Source organism: Nocardia sp. NRRL S-836 (assembly GCF_001279525.1).
Lineage (GTDB): Bacteria > Actinomycetota > Actinomycetes > Mycobacteriales > Pseudonocardiaceae > Lentzea.
In genome coordinates, this window is record NZ_LGDY01000165.1 from 184,921 (window position 1) to 201,217 (window position 16,297).

A 16,297-nucleotide genomic window follows, 5' to 3' on the forward strand; every position below is an offset into this window, starting at 1 on the left:
AGGTCAGCTCTGGACCGCGCGGTCGAAGTCCGACTTCGGGTCGTTGATCTGACCGAGCGCCACGACCTCGCGACCGTAGAACAGCGCCTGCGTCCAGTCCATCAGCACGCGCAGCTTGCGGTTGACGGTCGGCATGAACGCGACGTGGTAGCTGCGGTGCATGAACCACGCCGGCAGGCCCTTGAAGCGCAGGCCGAACACGTCCGCGACGCCCTTGTAGAGGCCGAGGCCGGCGACCGAGCCGAGGTACTTGTGGAAGTAGTCCTTCGGCTGCTGGCCGCGCAGCGACGCGACGATGTTCTTGGCGAGCAGCTTCGACTGGCGGATGGCGTGCTGCGCGTTCGGCACGCACGTCGCCGTCGGGTCCTCGTCGGTGCGCGAGAGGTCCGGCACCGCGGAGCAGTCACCGGCGGCCCACACGCCGTCGAGGCCCTGCACCTGCATGGCGGCGGTGCAGCGGACGCGACCGCGCTCGTCGAGCGGCAGGTCGGTGTTGCGCAGCACCGGGTTCGCCTTCATGCCGGCGGTCCAGATGATCGTGTCGGAGTCGAACTCGGTGCCGTCGTCCAGGACGACGTGGCCGTTCTCCAGCGACTTCACGCGGGTGTCGAGGTAGATCTTGATGCCGCGCTTCTCCAGCGCCTCGACCGTCCACGCGCCGAGCTTCGCGGAGACCTCGGGCATGATCCGGCCCATCGCCTCGACGAGGACCCAGTTCATCTCCTCCGGCTTGACACCCTCGTAGTACCGAAGCGCATACCGCGTCATGTCCTCGAGCTCGGCGAGCGTCTCGATGCCCGCGAAGCCGCCACCGATCACGACGAAGCTGAGCAGCTTCTTGCGCAGTTCCGCGTTGTTCGTGCTCGCGGCCTGGTCCAGGCGCGACAGCACGTGGTTGCGGACGTAGATCGCCTCGCCGATCGTCTTCATGCCGATGCCGACCTCGGCCAGGCCGGGGATCGGGAGCGTGCGGGAGATCGCACCCAGCGCGGAGACGAGCACGTCGTACTCGATCTCCTCGACGTGACCGTCCGACAGCTCGGCGGTCACGATCTTGCGCGCGTGCTCGATCTTGGTGACGCGGCCGGTGACGACGTGGCAGCGCTTGAGCACCTTGCGCAGGGGGGCGACGACGTGGCGCGGCTCGATGGAGCCGGCCGCCGCCTCGGGCAGGAAGGGCTGGTAGGTCATGTGCGGCTGCGGGTCGATGACGGTGACCGACGCCTCACCGGATCGCAGCTTCTTCTGCAGTCCGAGAGCCGTGTACATCCCGACGTACCCACCGCCGACAATCACGATCCGCGTGGGTTGCGACTTCACAGCAGCCATACGCACATGGTGACACCGAGGTCCCCTTTTTCGCGCGTCCGGAGGGGCCGTTGTGACCGCCGTCGCCAGGTGATGCCGGACACCCCCGCACTGGCCTGCGGATTGCCGCCCGTTTGCACGGTTCTCGCTGAGAGGAACGGTTCAGATCCTCAGTGCGACCACCCCGATGAGGACCGTCAGACAGGCCAGTCCGAGCACCTCCACGACCCCGGTGCCGGACCCTGACGGGACGACCGCGGCGAAGGCGGCGAGAACGAATGTGACCGCCTGGACAATGGCGAACCGGCGGGCCGGCGCTTTCACCGCCGCGAGCCCAATTCTCGTTTTAACCGGAACGACCGCGGCGAGTGCGGAAGTCACGTGGACGAGGTGCAACAACGGGATCATCAGCAGAACTCCGAGCCGCAACGGGGGCCCGTCCGCGAACGCCATCACGAGCGCCGCGTACCCGATGAGCAACGCCGGCCCGGCGCTCGCGGGCATGAGCGCCGACAACGCCGTCAACGCCGCGACGATGAGCAACGGCGCGATGGAGTCCGACTGGGCGTGCAGGATCAGCGCCACCGGCAGCGCGGCGAGGACGATCGCGAACCGGATCAGCATCCGCTCGTCACCCGCACGCCGTGCCGGGCCATGCGCCGCAGCCGCACCCGGTGCTCCGCGGCGATCAGCTCCGCCGCCACCTCACCCCACGGCGTCTCGCGGTCGGGTCGCAGCGGCGACGGCAACGTGTCGACCGCCAGCACCATGTGACCGTGCTTGACCGTCTGCACGGCCAGCTCGGCGATGGCGTCGTCGATGAACGGCGACAGCAGCACGACCACGCAGCCGTGCGGGAGCCCGCGCAGCACGGGCCGTGGCGCCCACCCCGCGGCCTGCGCGCACACGACGAGCTGCGTGCGGATGCGCATCAGGTGGCGGCGGCCGACGCCGGAGCGGACGTTGAGCTGCGGCCGTCCCAGGTCCGTCAGCGCCACCCGGTCGCCCTGGCGCAGGTACCCGGCGGCCATCGACGCGGCCCTGCGCACCGCGCGGTCGAGGCTGCCGTCCGGGCGCGTGGTGGCGCCGTGGCGGACCGACGCCCACTCGGCGACCTCCTGCCCCAGGTCGGTCCTGGTGTCGAGCGCGAGGACCACCTCGGCGTCGGCCTCGGCGTGCCGCTCGCGGACGTGGACGGTGCCGGTGCGGGTGGTGACCCGCCAGTCGATCCGCCGCAGCCGGTCGCCCGGCTGGAACGCCCTGATGTCGCGCAGCTCGGTCGAGTCGCCCGCGCGCGGCGAGCGGTGGCTGCCGACCAGGCCGGCGGGACGCGGCGGCAGCGGGCCGGACGGGTGGTGCTCGACCGGCGGCAGGATCGTGCGGACGTGCTCGACGCCGACGACCGGGCCGTAGACGTGCAGGCCGTCCGGTCCGGCGAAGAGGTGGTCGAGCCGCAGGTCGACGCCGGGTCCCCAGGCGTCGCGGCGGATCCCGACGGGCAGGTCGCCGACGTCCGCGGGCAGCGCGGTGGTCCCCTCGGGCAGCTTGACGACGGCGATCTCGGCGTCCGCGCCCTCGACGTGGGCGACGGTGTGCACGAGCCCGGTCCCCGCACCGCGCGGCACCGGCCGGACCTCGACCGCGGGCCGGCCCTTCGGCTTGGCGGTGAGCAGCACCGACAGCACGAGCGGGACGCCGAACAGGACCAGCTCGACCTCGTGCAGGAACAGCCCGGCCGCGACGAGCCCGACGCCCAGCCACACCGCGCGCGAGTAGGCGTCCGTGGGGTGCCAGTGCGCGCCGTGGGAGGCGACGAACGCCTCGCGGATCCGGTCGGCCCTGCTCATGAGCTCGGCGGGCCCGGCACCCTGCCGAGCAGCTCGGTGACCACCTGCACGCCGCTCACGCCGGAGGTCCACGTCTCCGGCTTCAGCACGAGCCGGTGGGCGAGGACCGGGACCGCGGCCTCCTCGACGTCCTCGGGCAGCACGTACCCGCGTCCGTCCAAAGTGGCCAGTGCGCGGGCCACGAGCACCAGCCCCTGCGCGCCGCGGGGTGACGCACCGACCTCGACGGCGGGGTGCTGCCGGGTCGCGCGGGCCAGGTCGACGCAGTACCGCAGCAGGTCGTCGTCCACGGTGGACCGTTCGAGCTCGCGCTGCAGCTCGGCGAGCCGGCCGGGCGCGAGCACCGGCGGGACCTCGGCGTCCTCCTGCTGCCGGGCGAGCCGCCTGCGCAGGACCTCGACCTCCTCCTCCGCGGGCGGGTAGCCGATGTCGAGCCGCACCAGGAACCGGTCGAGCTGGGCCTCCGGCAACGGGTAGGTGCCCTCGTACTCGACCGGGTTCGACGTGGCCAGCACGTGGAACGGCCTGGGCAGCGCGAACGTGCGGCCCTCCACCGTGACCTGCCGCTCCTGCATGGCCTCCAGCAACGCCGACTGCGTCTTGGGCGGCGTGCGGTTGATCTCGTCGGCCAGCAGCAGCCCGGTGAACACGGGCCCCTCGCGGAACTCGAACTCGCGCGTGCCGGGGTCGTAGAGGAACGAGCCGGTGACGTCGGCGGGCAGCAGGTCGGGCGTGCACTGCAGGCGCCGGAAGTCCAGGCGCAGGGCCTGCGCGAGCGACCGGGCGATCAGCGTCTTGCCCAGCCCCGGCACGTCCTCCAGCAGCACGTGCCCACCGGCCAGGACCGCCGCGAGCGCGAGCCGCACCGTCCGGCCCCGCCCGACCACGACCTCGCCGATCTCGTCGAGAACGGCCTTGGCCTCCAGCTCGATCGTCACTCGACCCTCCTGAGTCGTTCCGCGAGCTCCCGCGGGTCCGGCAGGCTCGCGGCGTCGATGCCGAGCGCGCGCAACCGCGCGCGGAACCGTTCGTCGTACTTCGCCTGGTCCTCCGCCGCTTCCTCCAGCCGGCCCGCGAGCGTGCTGGCGTGCGCGGTGCTGATCGACCCCGGCGCCTGCGGCGGCCCGCTCCACACCACGTCCGTCGCCCTGGGCAGCCGGGTGACCAGCACGGCGAACGCGGCCGGCGGCACGGCCAGCGCGACCGCCCAGAACGGCGTGGCGCCCAGCCACCACAGCAGCACGCCGACGACGACCCCGACGCCCAGCGCCAGCGCCGTCCTCACGCGAGCTCCCGGACGATGCGGTCCAGCTCGTCCCTGGCCGCGTCCGCCTGCCGCGCGGTGACCTCCTCGTGCCCGAACCGGGCGCGCTGGTAGAGGTCCTTCAGCACGTCGGCGTCGACGTTCAAGCTCGCGGTGAACTCGGTCGGCGTCTGGTGCGGCTCGCGCGTGTGCGCCTCCTCCAGCGCCAGCCAGGCCGCGATCACGGCGTCGCGCGGCGGCCGGTTCGGGTGCTCGGTGAACTCCCGCAACGCCTTCTCGACCCGCCCGAGCACCACCCGCTCCCGCCCGGTCACCGCGTCACCCACCTCCACACCGCGCACGCCCCTGCGGCGGCGCCACCGCGGCAGCTCGACCGCGAGCACGATGCCGACCAGCCCGAACAGGACCAGCGCCACCAGCGCGAACAGGAACAGCGTGAACGGCACGGCGACCAGGTCCGGCAGCTCACCGGGCACCCGCAGGTCGACCGGCAGCGAGTTGTCCGCCGGCTGCGGCACCGCGTCGTCCGCACGCGGCACGAACCGCACCGGCGACGTGCCGCTCGCCGCCGCGACGACGACCAGCAACGCCACGATGGCCACACCGACCCGCCACCACCTCATGCGCGTCAGCGTCGCACGCACCGGGCGCGTTTCCCCACCGGTTCGCTCACGATCAGCGGTGCTTCCGCAGAACGGCGGCCACGTCGGGCACGTCGAGGTGCGGCATGACCGCGCGCAGAGCGGCCGAGTGCTCGGCGATGCGCTTGCGCACGGTGTGACCACCGCCGACGGTGTCCGGCACCGCCTGGAGGGGCCCGAGGCCGAGCCCGGCGTACAACGCGAACGCGGCCGGTCCCTCGTCCCTCAGCACCTGCCAGCGACCCGGCTTGCCCATCGCCCACCTCCGTCAGCTCAGCCCCGCGTGCTCCTTGGCGCGGCACAGCAGGTCCTGAAGCATCTCCTGCGTCAGCCGGCCGGTGTAGGTGTTGTGCGGCGACACGTGGTAGCACCCGAACACCCGCAGCCCACCGGCCTCCACCTCCACCCCGTGCCCGAACTTCACGTCGGACACCCCGAGCAGCGGCAGGAACGCCTTCCAGCCGAACCCGCCGAGCACCACGACCGAGCGCAGGTTCGACAGCAGGGACATCTCCTCGCGCAGGAACGGCGAGCAGCGGTCGCGTTCCTCCGCCGTCGGCTTGTTCTCCGGCGGCGCGCACCGCACCGGGGACGCCATCCGCACGCCGCGGAGCTCCAGGCCGTCGTCGCGGGACGTGCTCGTCGGCTGTGACGCGAGGCCGACCTCGTACAGGGCCCGGAAGAGGAAGTCGCCGGACGGGTCGCCGGTGAACATCCGCCCGGTCCGGTTGCCGCCGTGCGCCGCGGGTGCGAGGCCCACGATCAGCACCGAGGCGTCCATGGGGCCGAAGCCGGGTACCGGCCGGCCCCAGTAGACCTGGTCGCGGAAGGCGGCGCGCTTCACCCGCGCGGCGGTCTCGCGCCACGCGACCAGGCGCGGGCACGCTCGACAGGACGCAATTCGATCGTCGAGTTCCGTAGTGTTGCTCCCATGTCCGAGGAGAAGACCGAAGAGAAGCCAGCGTCTCCTGCCGATGATCTGGTCACCACCCAGCACAGCATTACCCTCAAGGGCCGGGAGCTGAACTACACCGCCACCACCGGTCGTGTCGTGCTCAAGGAGGAGGTGCTCAAGGACGGCGTGTTCGAGGGCCACAAGCCCAAGGCGGAGGTGTTCCTGACCGCCTACACGCTCGACGGGGCCGACCCGCTCAAGCGGCCGGTGACGTTCGCGTTCAACGGTGGGCCGGGCAGTGCCAGCCTGTGGTTGCACCTGGGTCTCCTCGGGCCCCGCCGGGTGCTGTCGGGCGACGTCGGCAACCTCGTGCCGCCGCCGTACGGGATCGCGGACAACGAGGAGACGTTGCTCGCGGAGAGCGACCTGGTGTTCATCGACCCGGTGTCGACGGGGTTCTCCCGGGCCGCGGAGGGTGAGAAGCCGGGCAGCTACCACGGCTACCAGCCGGACATCGACTCCATCGCCGAGATCATCCGGCTGTGGACCGCGCGCAACGGGCGGTGGATGTCGCCGAAGTTCCTGTGCGGCGAGTCGTACGGCACGCTGCGGGCGGCGGGGCTGGCCGAGCACCTGCAGAAGAAGCACGGCATGTACCTCAACGGGCTCATGCTGATCTCGTCGGTGCTGGACTTCGCGACGCTGCAGTTCAACGAGGGCCACGACCTGGCCTACACGCTCTACCTGCCCACGTACGCGGCGATCGCGCACTACCACGGCCTGCACGGCGACCGGCCGCTCGAGGAGGTGCTCGCCGAGGCCGAGGAGTTCGCCTCGCGCGACTACCCGTACGCGCTGGCCCGCGGCAACCGCCTGCCCGACCACGAGCGGGCCGCCGCGATCGCGAAGATCGCGGCCCTCACCGGCCTGTCCGAGGAGTACGTGGACGCGGTCGACCTGCGCATCGAGCACATCCGGTTCTTCACCGAGCTGCTGCGCAGGGACCGCAGGACGGTCGGCCGCCTCGACGCCCGCTTCACCGGGTGGGACAAGGACTACGGCCGCGAGGAGATCTCCGCGGACCCGTCCATCGACGCCATCCTCGGGCCGTACGCGGCGGTGCTCAACCACTACCTGCACGCCGAGCTGGGCTACGTCAGCGACCTGCCCTACGAGGTGCTGTCGCGGGCCATCGAGCAGTGGTCGTACAAGGAGTTCGAGGGCCGCCACGTCACGACCGCGGGCAAGCTCTCGACGGCCATGCGGGCGAACCCGCACCTCAAGGTGCACGTCGCGTTCGGCTGGTACGACGGCGCCACCCCGTACTTCGCCGCCGAGCACCTCCTCTCGCACCTGCAGATCCCGAAGGAGCTCACCGCGAACATCGAGTCGGCCTACTACCCGGCCGGCCACATGATGTACGTGCACGAGCCCAGCCGGATCCAGCAGTCGGAGGACCTCGCGGCCTTCGTCAGGAACTCGTCGAACACGTGAACCTGGACCTGACCGACGACGCCGTCCTGCGCGAGCTGTGGACGGTGCAACGGCTGGCGTACGCCGTCGAGGCCGAGCTGATCGGCTTCGACGGCATCCCGCCGCTGCACGAGTCACTGGACGAGCTGCGCGCGTGCGGCGAGACGTTCCTCGGGCTGTACGACGACGAAGGGCTCGTGGGCGCGGTGTCGTACGTGCTCGACGGATCCGTCATCGACATCCACCGGCTCGTCGTGCACCCGCGGGCGCACCGGCGTGGCATCGCGACGAAGCTGCTCGACGCGTTGCCGCCCGGCCCGCAGGTCGTCAGCACCGGCTCGCGCAACGAGCCCGCGCTGCGGCTGTACCGCAACCGCGGGTTCGCCGAGACCGGCCGCCAGGAGGTCGCTCCCGGCGTGGAGCTCACCCACCTCGCCAGGCCCTGACCCCTTCGCCGCTGAACGCACGCGGGGCGCTTTCGCACGGTTGGACCGTGCGAAAGGCCCCGCGTGGCATCCGCGACAGCGGTCAGACGACTGCGCGCTCCTCGGCGAAGTGGCAGGCCGACGGGTGGCCGGCCACCCGCGTGACCAGCTCCGGCACCTCGGTGGCGCAGATGTCCTGCGCCTTCCAGCACCGGGTGCGGAACCGGCAGCCCGACGGCGGGTCGATCGGCGACGGCACGTCACCGGTCAGCCGGATGACGTCGCGCCGGCCGCGCTGGGTCGGGTCCGGCACCGGCACCGCGGAGAGCAGCGCCTGGGTGTACGGGTGGGTCGGGTGCTCGTAGATCTGCTCCTCGGTGCCGATCTCCACGATCTTGCCGAGGTACATCACCGCGACGCGGTCCGACAGGTGCCGCACGACGGACAGGTCGTGCGCGATGAACACGTACGACAGGCCCATCTCGGTCTGCAGGTCGCCCAGCAGGTTCATGACCTGCGCCTGGATCGACACGTCGAGCGCGGACACCGGCTCGTCGCACACGATCACCTTGGGCTTGAGCGCCAGTGCGCGGGCGATGCCGATGCGCTGGCGCTGACCGCCGGAGAACTGGTGCGGGTACCGGTTGATGTGCTCCGGGTTCAGGCCGACGATCTCCAGCAGCTCCTGCACCTTGCGCCGGCGGTCGCCCTTGGGCGCCACCTCGGTGTGGATCTCGTACGGCTCGCCCACGATGTCGCCGACCGTCATGCGCGGGTTCAGCGACGTGTACGGGTCCTGCAGCACGATCTGGATGTCGCGGCGCAGCTTGCGCAGCTCCGCGCCCTTCATGCCGAACATGTCGCGGCCCTCGAAGCGCGCGACGCCCGAGGTCGGCGGCTCCAGGCGCATCAGCACCTGGGCCAGCGTGGACTTGCCGCAGCCGGACTCGCCCACGACGCCGAGGGTCTCGCCCTTGTTGAGCGTGAACGAGACGCCGTCGACGGCCTGGACGTGGCCCACGGTGCGCTTGAACAGCACGCCGACGCGGACCGGGAAGTGCTTGACGAGGTTCTCGACCTCGAGGATGGGCTCAGCCACGAGCGACGACCTCCTCCGCGATGTGGCACCGGCTGGTGCGGCCCATGCCCAGGTTGTGCACGGCCGGGACCTCGGTCACGCACCGGTCGAACGCGCGCGGGCAGCGCGGGTTGAACGGGCAGCCGGGCGGGATGTTGGTGAGCGACGGCGGCAGGCCCTTGATCGTCTTCAGCTCCTGGCCCTTGAGGTCCAGGCGCGGCAACGACTCCAGCAGCGACTCGGTGTACGGGTGCCCCGGCGCGCGGAACAGCTCGTAGACGTCGGCGTGCTCGACGATGCGGCCCGCGTACATGACCGAGATCCGGTCCGCGACGTCGGCGACGACGCCGAGGTCGTGGGTGATCAGGATCATGCCCATGTCGCGTTCCTTCTGGATCTCCGCGAGCAGGTCCATGATCTGGGCCTGCACCGTGACGTCCAGCGCGGTCGTGGGCTCGTCCGCGATCAGCAGCTCCGGGTCGAGCGCGAGCGACATCGCGATCATCGCGCGCTGCCGCATGCCGCCGGAGAACTGGTGCGGGTAGTCGGAGACCCGGCCCTTGGCGTTCGGGATCCTGACCTGGTCCAGCAGCTCGACCGCCCGCTTGCGGGCGTCCGCCTTGGACATGCCGCGGCGGACCTTGAGCTGTTCCTCGATCTGGAACCCGACGGTGAACACCGGGTTCAGGGCCGACAGCGCGTCCTGGAAGATCATGGCGATGCCCTCGCCACGGACCTGGCGCCGTTCCTCCGCCGACTTCTTCAGCAGGTCCTCACCGCGGAAGCGGATCGCACCGTTGGTGATGAACGCCGGCGGCATGTCCAGGATGCCCATGATCGTCTGGGCGGTCACGGACTTGCCGGAGCCCGACTCACCGAGCACAGCGAGGGTTTCGCCCGCGGAGACGTGGTACGAAACGCCGTTGAGCACCTTGGCGACACCGTCGCGGGTGCGGAATTCCACGTGGAGATCCTCGACCTCCAGCAATGGCTGAGTCACGAGATCTCCCCTATCGGGACTTGGGGTCGAGTGCGTCGCGCACGGCGTCGCCGAGCATGACGAAGGCCAGGACGGTGACCGTCACGAAGCCCGCGGGGAACAGCAGCATGTGCGGTGCCGACTGGAAGTAGTCGCGGGACTCCGAGATCATCACGCCCCACGACACGACCGGCGGCCGCAGGCCGATGCCGAGGAACGCCAGCGTCGCCTCGGCACCGATGAACGCGCCGAGCGCGATCGTGGCGTACACCAGCACCGGCGCGACCGTGTTCGGCAGCAGGTGCCGGAACACGATGCGCAGCGGCGAGGCGCCGAGACCGCGGGCGGCCTTGACGTAGTCCTGCTGCTTCGCCACGAGCGTCGCGGACCGCATGATGCGCATCGCGACCGGCCACGACAGCACCGCGATCGAGAGCACCACCTGGGTGACGATCCGGAACACGCCGGGGTTCTCGCTCGGGGCGTTCAGCGTGGTCAGGATGACGATCGCGCCGAGCACGAACGGGATGCCGGCGAAGATGTCGGCGAACCGGGACAGCACGCTGTCGAGCCACGTCTTCGCGTACCCGGCGACGATGCCGACGGCCGAGCCGATCAGCACGGTCAGCAGGGTCGAGAAGATGCCGACGAGCAGCGACGCGCGGGCACCGTGCATGGCGCGGGCGTAGACGTCGTAGCCCTGCAGGTCGTAGCCGAACCACGCGTCACCCGACGGTGGCTGCAGCGACTTGTCGAGGTTCGCGGCCCGCGGGTCGACCGACGTGAACAGCGTCGGCCAGATCGCCATCAGCACGACGACCGCGATGATCACCAGCGAGATGATGAACGTGGGCTTGGTGCGCAGCTCACCCCACGCGTCGCTCCAGAGCGAGCGGGGCTTGCGCTGCTTGTGCGACGAGTCGTCGACGTGGCTGAGCTGGTCGACACCGGCCGCCGCGGACGCCTCGAGTCCGGCTCCACCGGACACGGATCCTGGGTCACTCATAGCGAATCCTCGGGTCGAGAACGGCGTACAGGAGGTCGACGAGCAGGCTCATCAGCAGGTAGACGAGCACCAGCAGGGTCACGATGCCCGTGACCATGACGCCTTCCTTCTCCTGGATGCCGCGGAAGATCAGGCCGCCGATGCCGTTGATGTTGAAGACGCCCTCGGTGACGATCGCGCCACCCATGAGGCTACCGAGGTCGGTGCCGAGGAACGTGATCACCGGGATCAGCGAGTTGCGCAGCAGGTGGATGCCGACGACGCGGGACTGCGGCTGGCCCTTGGCGATCGCGGTGCGCACGTAGTCGGACCGGCGGTTCTCCACGATGCTGCTGCGGGTCAGGCGGGCCACGTAGGCCATCGAGAGGCTGCCGAGCACGAAGCCGGGCAGGATCAGCTCACCGAACGTCGGGTCGGAGCTGACCGAGGTGTCCATGAGGTCGAAGCCCTGCGGGCCGAGGTAGAGGCGCAGGACGAAACCGGTGACGAACACCGGCAGCGAGATCAGGAACAGCGTCGAGACCAGGACCAGGTTGTCCAGGAACCCGGACTTGCGCAGACCGGTGAGGACACCGGCGATGATGCCGATGACCGCCTCGATGATCAGCGCGATGATGCCCATCTTCAGCGTGATGGGCCACGAGGTGGCGATCTGCTCGCCGACGGAGACGCCGTTGAACGTGGTGCCGAAGTCACCGACGACCAGGTTGCCCAGGTACTTGAAGTACTGGATGACCAGCGGGTCGTTCAGGTTGAGCTTCGCGCTCATCTCGGCGATGTACGACGGGTCGCACGGGCGCTGGCCGCACTTGCCCGCGAACGGGTCCTGCGGAATCGCCCAGACGAGGGCGTAGATCAGGAAGGTGGTCCCCAGGAAGACCGGTATCAGCTGCAGCAGACGGCGCAGCACATAGCGACCCATGAGGTCGGCTCCTTGCGTGGTGGGGGGCGTCTGAGCCGGAACACCGCTCCGGCCCCGCGTCCGTGACGCTTCGTGGACGCGAGGCCGGATCGTGCTTGTTGCTCAGCGGGTGTTCGGCTGTCAGCCCTTGACGCGGAACGACGCGAGGTCGGCGTCACGCTTGAAGGTCAGCTTGGCGGCCAGCAGGTTCTTGGACCGGCCACCGATGCCCTTCTCGTTCCAGGTCGGGATGGACGGCATGTCCTTCGCGATCTGGTCCTCCGCCTGCTGGTACAGCTTGATCGCAGCGGCCTCGTCCGCGGTGCCGTCAGCCTGCTCCAGGAGCTTGTCGACGGTCGGGTTCGAGTAGTTCGAGTCGTTCGACGAACCACCGGTGCGGTACAGCGGGTTGAGGAAGTTCTCGATCGACGGGTAGTCGGCCGACCAGTCGGAACGGGCCATGCCGGTCAGCTGCTTGCCGTCGACGATCTGGCGGTACGCACCGAAGTTGGTGGCACCGACGAACTCGCACTCCACGCCCAGCGCCTGCTTGATGCTGTTGCACGCGGCCTCGAGGGGCTCCTTGCGGCCACCGTCCTGGTTGGACTGAATGGTCAGCTTGCCGGTGAAGCCGGACTCCTTCAACAGCTGCTTGGCCTTCTCCGGGTTGTACGTGCAGTACTCGCCGCAGACGCCCTTGCGGTGGCCGTTGATGCCGGGCGAGACCCAGCCGTCGGACGGCGTGTACGAGCCCGCGAGCACGGTCTTGGTGATCTGCTCCCGGTTGATGGCCATCGAGATGGCCTGGCGGAGCTTCACGTTGTCCTTGAACGCCGGGACGTAGTACGGCAGAGCGATCGCGCTCTGGCCCAGCAGGTTCGCGGTGAGCACCTGGTCACCGAGGTCCGCCTTGTACTTCTCGCCGACCTTGGCCGACGGCGGCAGGGCCTCCATGAAGTCCAGCTTGCCGGCCACCAGGTCCTGGTAGGCGGTCTCCTGGCTGGAGTAGATCTTGATGTCGAGGGTCTTGAAGTGGACCTTCTCGCCCTTGAAGTCCTCGAAGCGCTCCAGCTTGATGAGCGAGTTCGGCGTGCGCGAGACGAACTTCAGCTGGCCGTTGCCGATCGGCTTGGCCTCGAACGCCTTCGGGTCCGCGAAGAACGCGTCCGGCAGCGGCGAGAACGGCAGGTAGCCGATCATCGTGGTGAAGACCGAGGTCGGCGCGTTGAGCGTGACCTTGAACTCGTAGTCGCCCACGACCTCGAGGCCGGACATCTTGTCCGCGGTCGGCTTCGCGGCCTCGTCGGCCGGGTGCACGTCCTTGAAGCCCTGGATGACCGAGAAGAACGAGGCGGCCTGCTGCGCGTTGTTCGCGTTCGCCGACCAGTTCCAGCCGTCGACGAAGTTCTTCGCCTTGACCTCGGTGCCGTCGTGGAACTTCCAGCCCTGCTTGATCTTGATGTTGTAGACCTTGGCGTCGCTCGACGTGATCGAGTCGGCCACGAGGTTGGTGGGCTTGCCGTCCTCCGGCGCGTAGTCCACCAGGCGCGCGAACAGGGCCTCGGTGACCTTCGAGCCACCGGCCTCAGTCGTGTTGGCCGGGAGCAGGGTGCTCTTGGGCTCGGTGCCGTAGATCGACACGGTGCCCTCGGTGTTCTCCTTGCCCTCCGAGGACGACGACGAACCGCCACCCCCGCCACACGCGCTGAGCGTCATGGCCAGCGCGGCAGGCAAAGCCACCCACGCAACCAGTGATCGCGACATCAATCTCTCCCGCCTATTCCCCGGCGCCGCCGCAAGTGGTGCGGGCGCGCGCCTCCCCGGGAGGTCTCGTCCACCTCCCAAAACGTGAGAGGACGTTAACCGGGCTGTCCAGGAGTACGCGCACCGAAACCGGTCACAAACTCGTCACGATCGCCTCAAGCCGACCTTAATTCACGCCTGGACCAGCGAAAAGGCGATGCCGTCGAGGATGTCGTGCTCACTGCAAACGAGCACGTCAGTGCCCGCGCGATTCTCCAGCTCCTCGGCAATCGCGCGCAGAACGATCGCTCCACCACAGATGACGTCGACCCGGCCGGGATGCATGGGTCCCAACCCGGCCCGTTCATCATGTGTCATGGAGAGAACACTGTCAGTGATTTCACGAATGTTGTCAAGTGTGATGCGGGAGAGGTGGATTTCGTCGCTGTTGTACACCTCAAGGCCCTGGACCAGCGCGGACAACGTCGTGACCGTTCCAGCCACACCGATCCACGTTCGTGTTTTCTCGACCGGCACCGTTTCGAACGCCAATCGGATCTGCTCGCGCGCAAACGCTTCCGCTTTGTCGACCTCGTCCTTCGCCGGCGGATCGGAGTGCAGGAACCGCTCGGTGAGCCGCACGCAGCCGATGTCCATCGACCGCGCCGCCTCGACCTCCGTGCCGCTGCCGAGGACGAACTCGGTGCTGCCACCACCCAGATCGGTGACGAGGAAGGGTCCCTCGTCCGGGTCGAGGTCGGCCACCGCGCCGAGGTAGGACAGCCGCGCCTCCTCGTCCCCGGTGATCACCTCGGCCGGCGCGCCGAGGAGCTGCCGGGTCATGTCGAAGAAGTCGTCGCGGTTGCTCGCGTCGCGCGTGGCACTGGTCGCCACCATGCGTGCCCGCTCGACCCCTTTGCGCTGCATCGTGCGCGCGTAGTCGGTGAGCGCCGCCTTGGTCCGCGCGATCGCATCGGGGTGCAGCCGCCCGGTGGCGTCCACCCCCTGCCCGAGCCGGACGATCTTCATCTCGCGGTGCACGTCCCGCAGCCACACCGTCCCGTCGTCCCGGGTGGTCACGTCCGCGACCAGCAACCGGATCGAGTTGGTCCCGCAGTCGATGGCGGCAACCCGCGCCATGGATCACTCCTCGTCTCGATGTTCTGCGGCAAGCATGGCGTAGACGAAGAGATCACCCCACTCGCCCTTGAAGACCTCGCTCTGCCGGAAGTGCGCCTCCCTGCGCATCCCGAGCCGTTCCATCACCCGCCACGACGGCTCGTTGCGCGGGTCGCACTGGGCGATGACCCGGTGCAGCCCGAACCGGCCGAACGCGAGGCCGAGCAGCGCGCGGGCGGCCTCGGTGGCGAACCCCCTGCCGTGGAACGCCGGGTTGAAGACGTATCCGAGCTCACCCTGGCGGTGCTCCCGGCTCAGCCACTTGACGTCGGCCTCGCCGATGACCGTGCCGCCGAGCACGACCGCGAGGGCCAGCGACTGCCCCTCCTCGGTGAGCTCGTCCATCGTCGACCAGTTCTGGAGCTTCGCCGCGGTCTCCTCCCTGGTGAGGGGGTCGTCGTAGAGGTAGCGGGCGACCTCGGGGAGGGCGCGGTAGGCGTGGACGTCGCCGAGGTCGGCGGGGTGGAAGGGGCGGAGGAGGAGACGGGCGGTCTTGATCGGGTAGTCGGGACGCACACCCCTACCCTGCCCGTGTGCCGCCGTCGATGCCTCGTGAATTACGCACGCGGACCGGCCGGGGTCATCCGGTCCACTCGTCCGCGAGCAGGGCGTAGACGAGCACGTCGGCCCATTCGCCCTTGAACACCTGGTGGTGCCGGTGGTGCGCCTCGCGGCGCATCCCGAGCCGTTCCATGACCCGCCACGACGCCTCGTTGCGCGGATCGGCCTGCGCGGTGATCCGGTGCAGCCCGAGCTCCTCGAACCCGACCCGCAGCAACGCGCCCGCAGCCTCGCCCGCGAGCCCCCTGCCCTGGAACTCGGGGCTCAGGACGTAGCCGATCTCGCCCTGGCGGTGCTCCTCGCTCAGCCACTTGAGCACGACGTCGCCGACCACCCGTCCCGCTTCCGGCCAGTGCACGGCCAGGGCGAGCCACTGGCCGTCGCCGGTCAGCTCGGCCTGGGTGGTCTTCGTGGCGAGCAGCCCGGCGGTCGCGGCGCGGTCGGTCACCTCGTTGAGGAGGTAGCGGTTGACCTCGGGAAGGGTGCGGTAGGCCGCGTAGTCGTCGAGGTCGGTGAGCTCGAACGGGCGCAGGTGCAGGCGGTCGGTCTTGATGGGGTAGGCAGGGCGCACGGTCCCCACCTTGCCGGACAACGCCGTCCGTGCCGCGCGAATCACGCGGCCGGCCGCATCAGGTCGTGGTGCTCAGGACCGGGCCGCTGGACCCCGTGGTCGTCGCCGGAGGCGTCGCGACGCTGCTGGCCGCGGTCGTCGTCGTCGTGGCCGGCTGCGTCACGGACGTCGTCCCCAGGCTGGACGAGCCGGCGGGCGGGGTCGAGGGGTCCTGCGCGGGCGGGTTGGACGACGACGCGGGCGGGGTCGAGGGCGAGGACGACGGCGGCGTCGACGACGGCGGGCACGACGGCGACGAGGAGGGCGGCGCCGAGGACGGGGAGGTCGAGGGGGACGTCGAGGGAGAGGTCGACGGCGTCGTCGTGCACGGGGTGGACGACGGCGGGGTCGACGGGGCCGAGGACGACGACGGCGGGGTCGAGGGGC

The 16,297-nt window shown here is 70.0% G+C and carries 19 protein-coding genes; 3 read left to right on the forward strand and 16 right to left on the reverse strand.

Annotation, left to right across the window (positions count from 1 at the left end; genetic code table 11):
- Positions 1 to 3: 3 nt before the first annotated feature.
- From ADL03_RS43475 to ADL03_RS43510, 8 genes are all read right to left on the reverse strand, one after another.
- Positions 4 to 1,329, reverse strand: a complete 1,326-nt coding sequence (locus ADL03_RS43475; RefSeq protein WP_053739508.1) for an NAD(P)/FAD-dependent oxidoreductase — start codon at positions 1,327 to 1,329, stop codon at positions 4 to 6.
- 141 nt (positions 1,330 to 1,470) lie between these two features.
- Positions 1,471 to 1,932 (reverse strand): hypothetical protein, encoded by a 462-nt coding sequence (locus tag ADL03_RS43480; protein ID WP_053739509.1) that lies wholly within the window; start codon positions 1,930 to 1,932, stop codon positions 1,471 to 1,473.
- Positions 1,926 to 3,155 carry a DUF58 domain-containing protein gene (locus ADL03_RS43485; RefSeq protein WP_053739510.1) on the reverse strand — a complete coding sequence of 410 codons (1,230 nt, stop codon included), beginning with the start codon at positions 3,153 to 3,155 and terminating at the stop codon, positions 1,926 to 1,928. Before ADL03_RS43485 ends, ADL03_RS43480 begins: the two co-directional genes overlap by 7 nt.
- Entirely contained in the window at positions 3,152 to 4,093 is a 942-nt protein-coding gene (locus ADL03_RS43490) for a MoxR family ATPase (protein WP_053739511.1), read from the reverse strand. Before ADL03_RS43490 ends, ADL03_RS43485 begins: the two co-directional genes overlap by 4 nt.
- A complete protein-coding gene (locus ADL03_RS43495; protein WP_053739512.1) occupies positions 4,090 to 4,440 on the reverse strand; it encodes a hypothetical protein in 351 nt (116 codons plus the stop codon). Before ADL03_RS43495 ends, ADL03_RS43490 begins: the two co-directional genes overlap by 4 nt.
- Complete coding sequence (locus ADL03_RS43500) at positions 4,437 to 5,042, reverse strand: DUF4129 domain-containing protein (protein WP_157529777.1); 606 nt, start codon at positions 5,040 to 5,042, stop codon at positions 4,437 to 4,439. Before ADL03_RS43500 ends, ADL03_RS43495 begins: the two co-directional genes overlap by 4 nt.
- A 52-nt stretch (positions 5,043 to 5,094) precedes the next feature.
- On the reverse strand, positions 5,095 to 5,316 hold the full coding sequence (locus ADL03_RS43505) for a hypothetical protein (RefSeq protein WP_053739514.1): 222 nt from the start codon (positions 5,314 to 5,316) through the stop codon (positions 5,095 to 5,097).
- Positions 5,317 to 5,328: 12 nt separating this feature from the next.
- Complete coding sequence (locus ADL03_RS43510) at positions 5,329 to 5,961, reverse strand: uracil-DNA glycosylase (RefSeq protein ID WP_231642858.1); 633 nt, start codon at positions 5,959 to 5,961, stop codon at positions 5,329 to 5,331.
- A 30-nt stretch (positions 5,962 to 5,991) separates the two neighbouring features.
- On the opposite strand from ADL03_RS43510, the gene ADL03_RS43515 reads away from it, so the two are divergent.
- Both ADL03_RS43515 and ADL03_RS43520 read left to right on the forward strand, forming a co-directional pair.
- Entirely contained in the window at positions 5,992 to 7,449 is a 1,458-nt protein-coding gene (locus ADL03_RS43515; protein ID WP_053739515.1) for a S10 family peptidase, read from the forward strand.
- Positions 7,446 to 7,874, forward strand: a complete 429-nt coding sequence (locus ADL03_RS43520) for a GNAT family N-acetyltransferase (protein WP_053739516.1) — start codon at positions 7,446 to 7,448, stop codon at positions 7,872 to 7,874. Before ADL03_RS43515 ends, ADL03_RS43520 begins: the two co-directional genes overlap by 4 nt.
- An 82-nt stretch (positions 7,875 to 7,956) precedes the next feature.
- On the opposite strand, the gene ADL03_RS43525 is transcribed toward ADL03_RS43520, so the two are convergent.
- The 8 genes from ADL03_RS43525 to ADL03_RS43560 form a co-directional block, all read right to left on the reverse strand.
- Positions 7,957 to 8,952 carry an ABC transporter ATP-binding protein gene (locus ADL03_RS43525; protein WP_053739517.1) on the reverse strand — a complete coding sequence of 332 codons (996 nt, stop codon included), beginning with the start codon at positions 8,950 to 8,952 and terminating at the stop codon, positions 7,957 to 7,959.
- Positions 8,945 to 9,931, reverse strand: coding sequence for an ABC transporter ATP-binding protein (locus ADL03_RS43530; protein WP_053739518.1), 987 nt, complete (start codon positions 9,929 to 9,931; stop codon positions 8,945 to 8,947). Before ADL03_RS43530 ends, ADL03_RS43525 begins: the two co-directional genes overlap by 8 nt.
- Positions 9,932 to 9,941: 10 nt before the next feature.
- On the reverse strand, positions 9,942 to 10,916 hold the full coding sequence (locus ADL03_RS43535) for an ABC transporter permease (protein WP_053739519.1): 975 nt from the start codon (positions 10,914 to 10,916) through the stop codon (positions 9,942 to 9,944).
- Positions 10,909 to 11,838, reverse strand: coding sequence for an ABC transporter permease (locus ADL03_RS43540; RefSeq protein ID WP_053739520.1), 930 nt, complete (start codon positions 11,836 to 11,838; stop codon positions 10,909 to 10,911). Before ADL03_RS43540 ends, ADL03_RS43535 begins: the two co-directional genes overlap by 8 nt.
- A 120-nt stretch (positions 11,839 to 11,958) precedes the next feature.
- The gene (locus ADL03_RS43545; protein ID WP_231642851.1) at positions 11,959 to 13,557 is read right to left on the reverse strand and encodes an ABC transporter substrate-binding protein; all 1,599 of its coding nucleotides are present in this window, start codon (positions 13,555 to 13,557) and stop codon (positions 11,959 to 11,961) included.
- Positions 13,558 to 13,752: 195 nt separating this feature from the next.
- Positions 13,753 to 14,700 (reverse strand): Ppx/GppA phosphatase family protein, encoded by a 948-nt coding sequence (locus tag ADL03_RS43550; protein ID WP_053739522.1) that lies wholly within the window; start codon positions 14,698 to 14,700, stop codon positions 13,753 to 13,755.
- Between the two features lie 3 nt (positions 14,701 to 14,703).
- The gene (locus tag ADL03_RS43555; protein WP_053739523.1) at positions 14,704 to 15,255 is read right to left on the reverse strand and encodes a GNAT family N-acetyltransferase; all 552 of its coding nucleotides are present in this window, start codon (positions 15,253 to 15,255) and stop codon (positions 14,704 to 14,706) included.
- Between the two features lie 64 nt (positions 15,256 to 15,319).
- On the reverse strand, positions 15,320 to 15,871 hold the full coding sequence (locus tag ADL03_RS43560; RefSeq protein WP_053739542.1) for a GNAT family N-acetyltransferase: 552 nt from the start codon (positions 15,869 to 15,871) through the stop codon (positions 15,320 to 15,322).
- 29 nt (positions 15,872 to 15,900) lie between these two features.
- On the opposite strand from ADL03_RS43560, the gene ADL03_RS43565 reads away from it, so the two are divergent.
- On the forward strand, positions 15,901 to 16,297 hold a 397-nt coding region (locus ADL03_RS43565; protein ID WP_197289161.1), incomplete at its 3' end, for a hypothetical protein.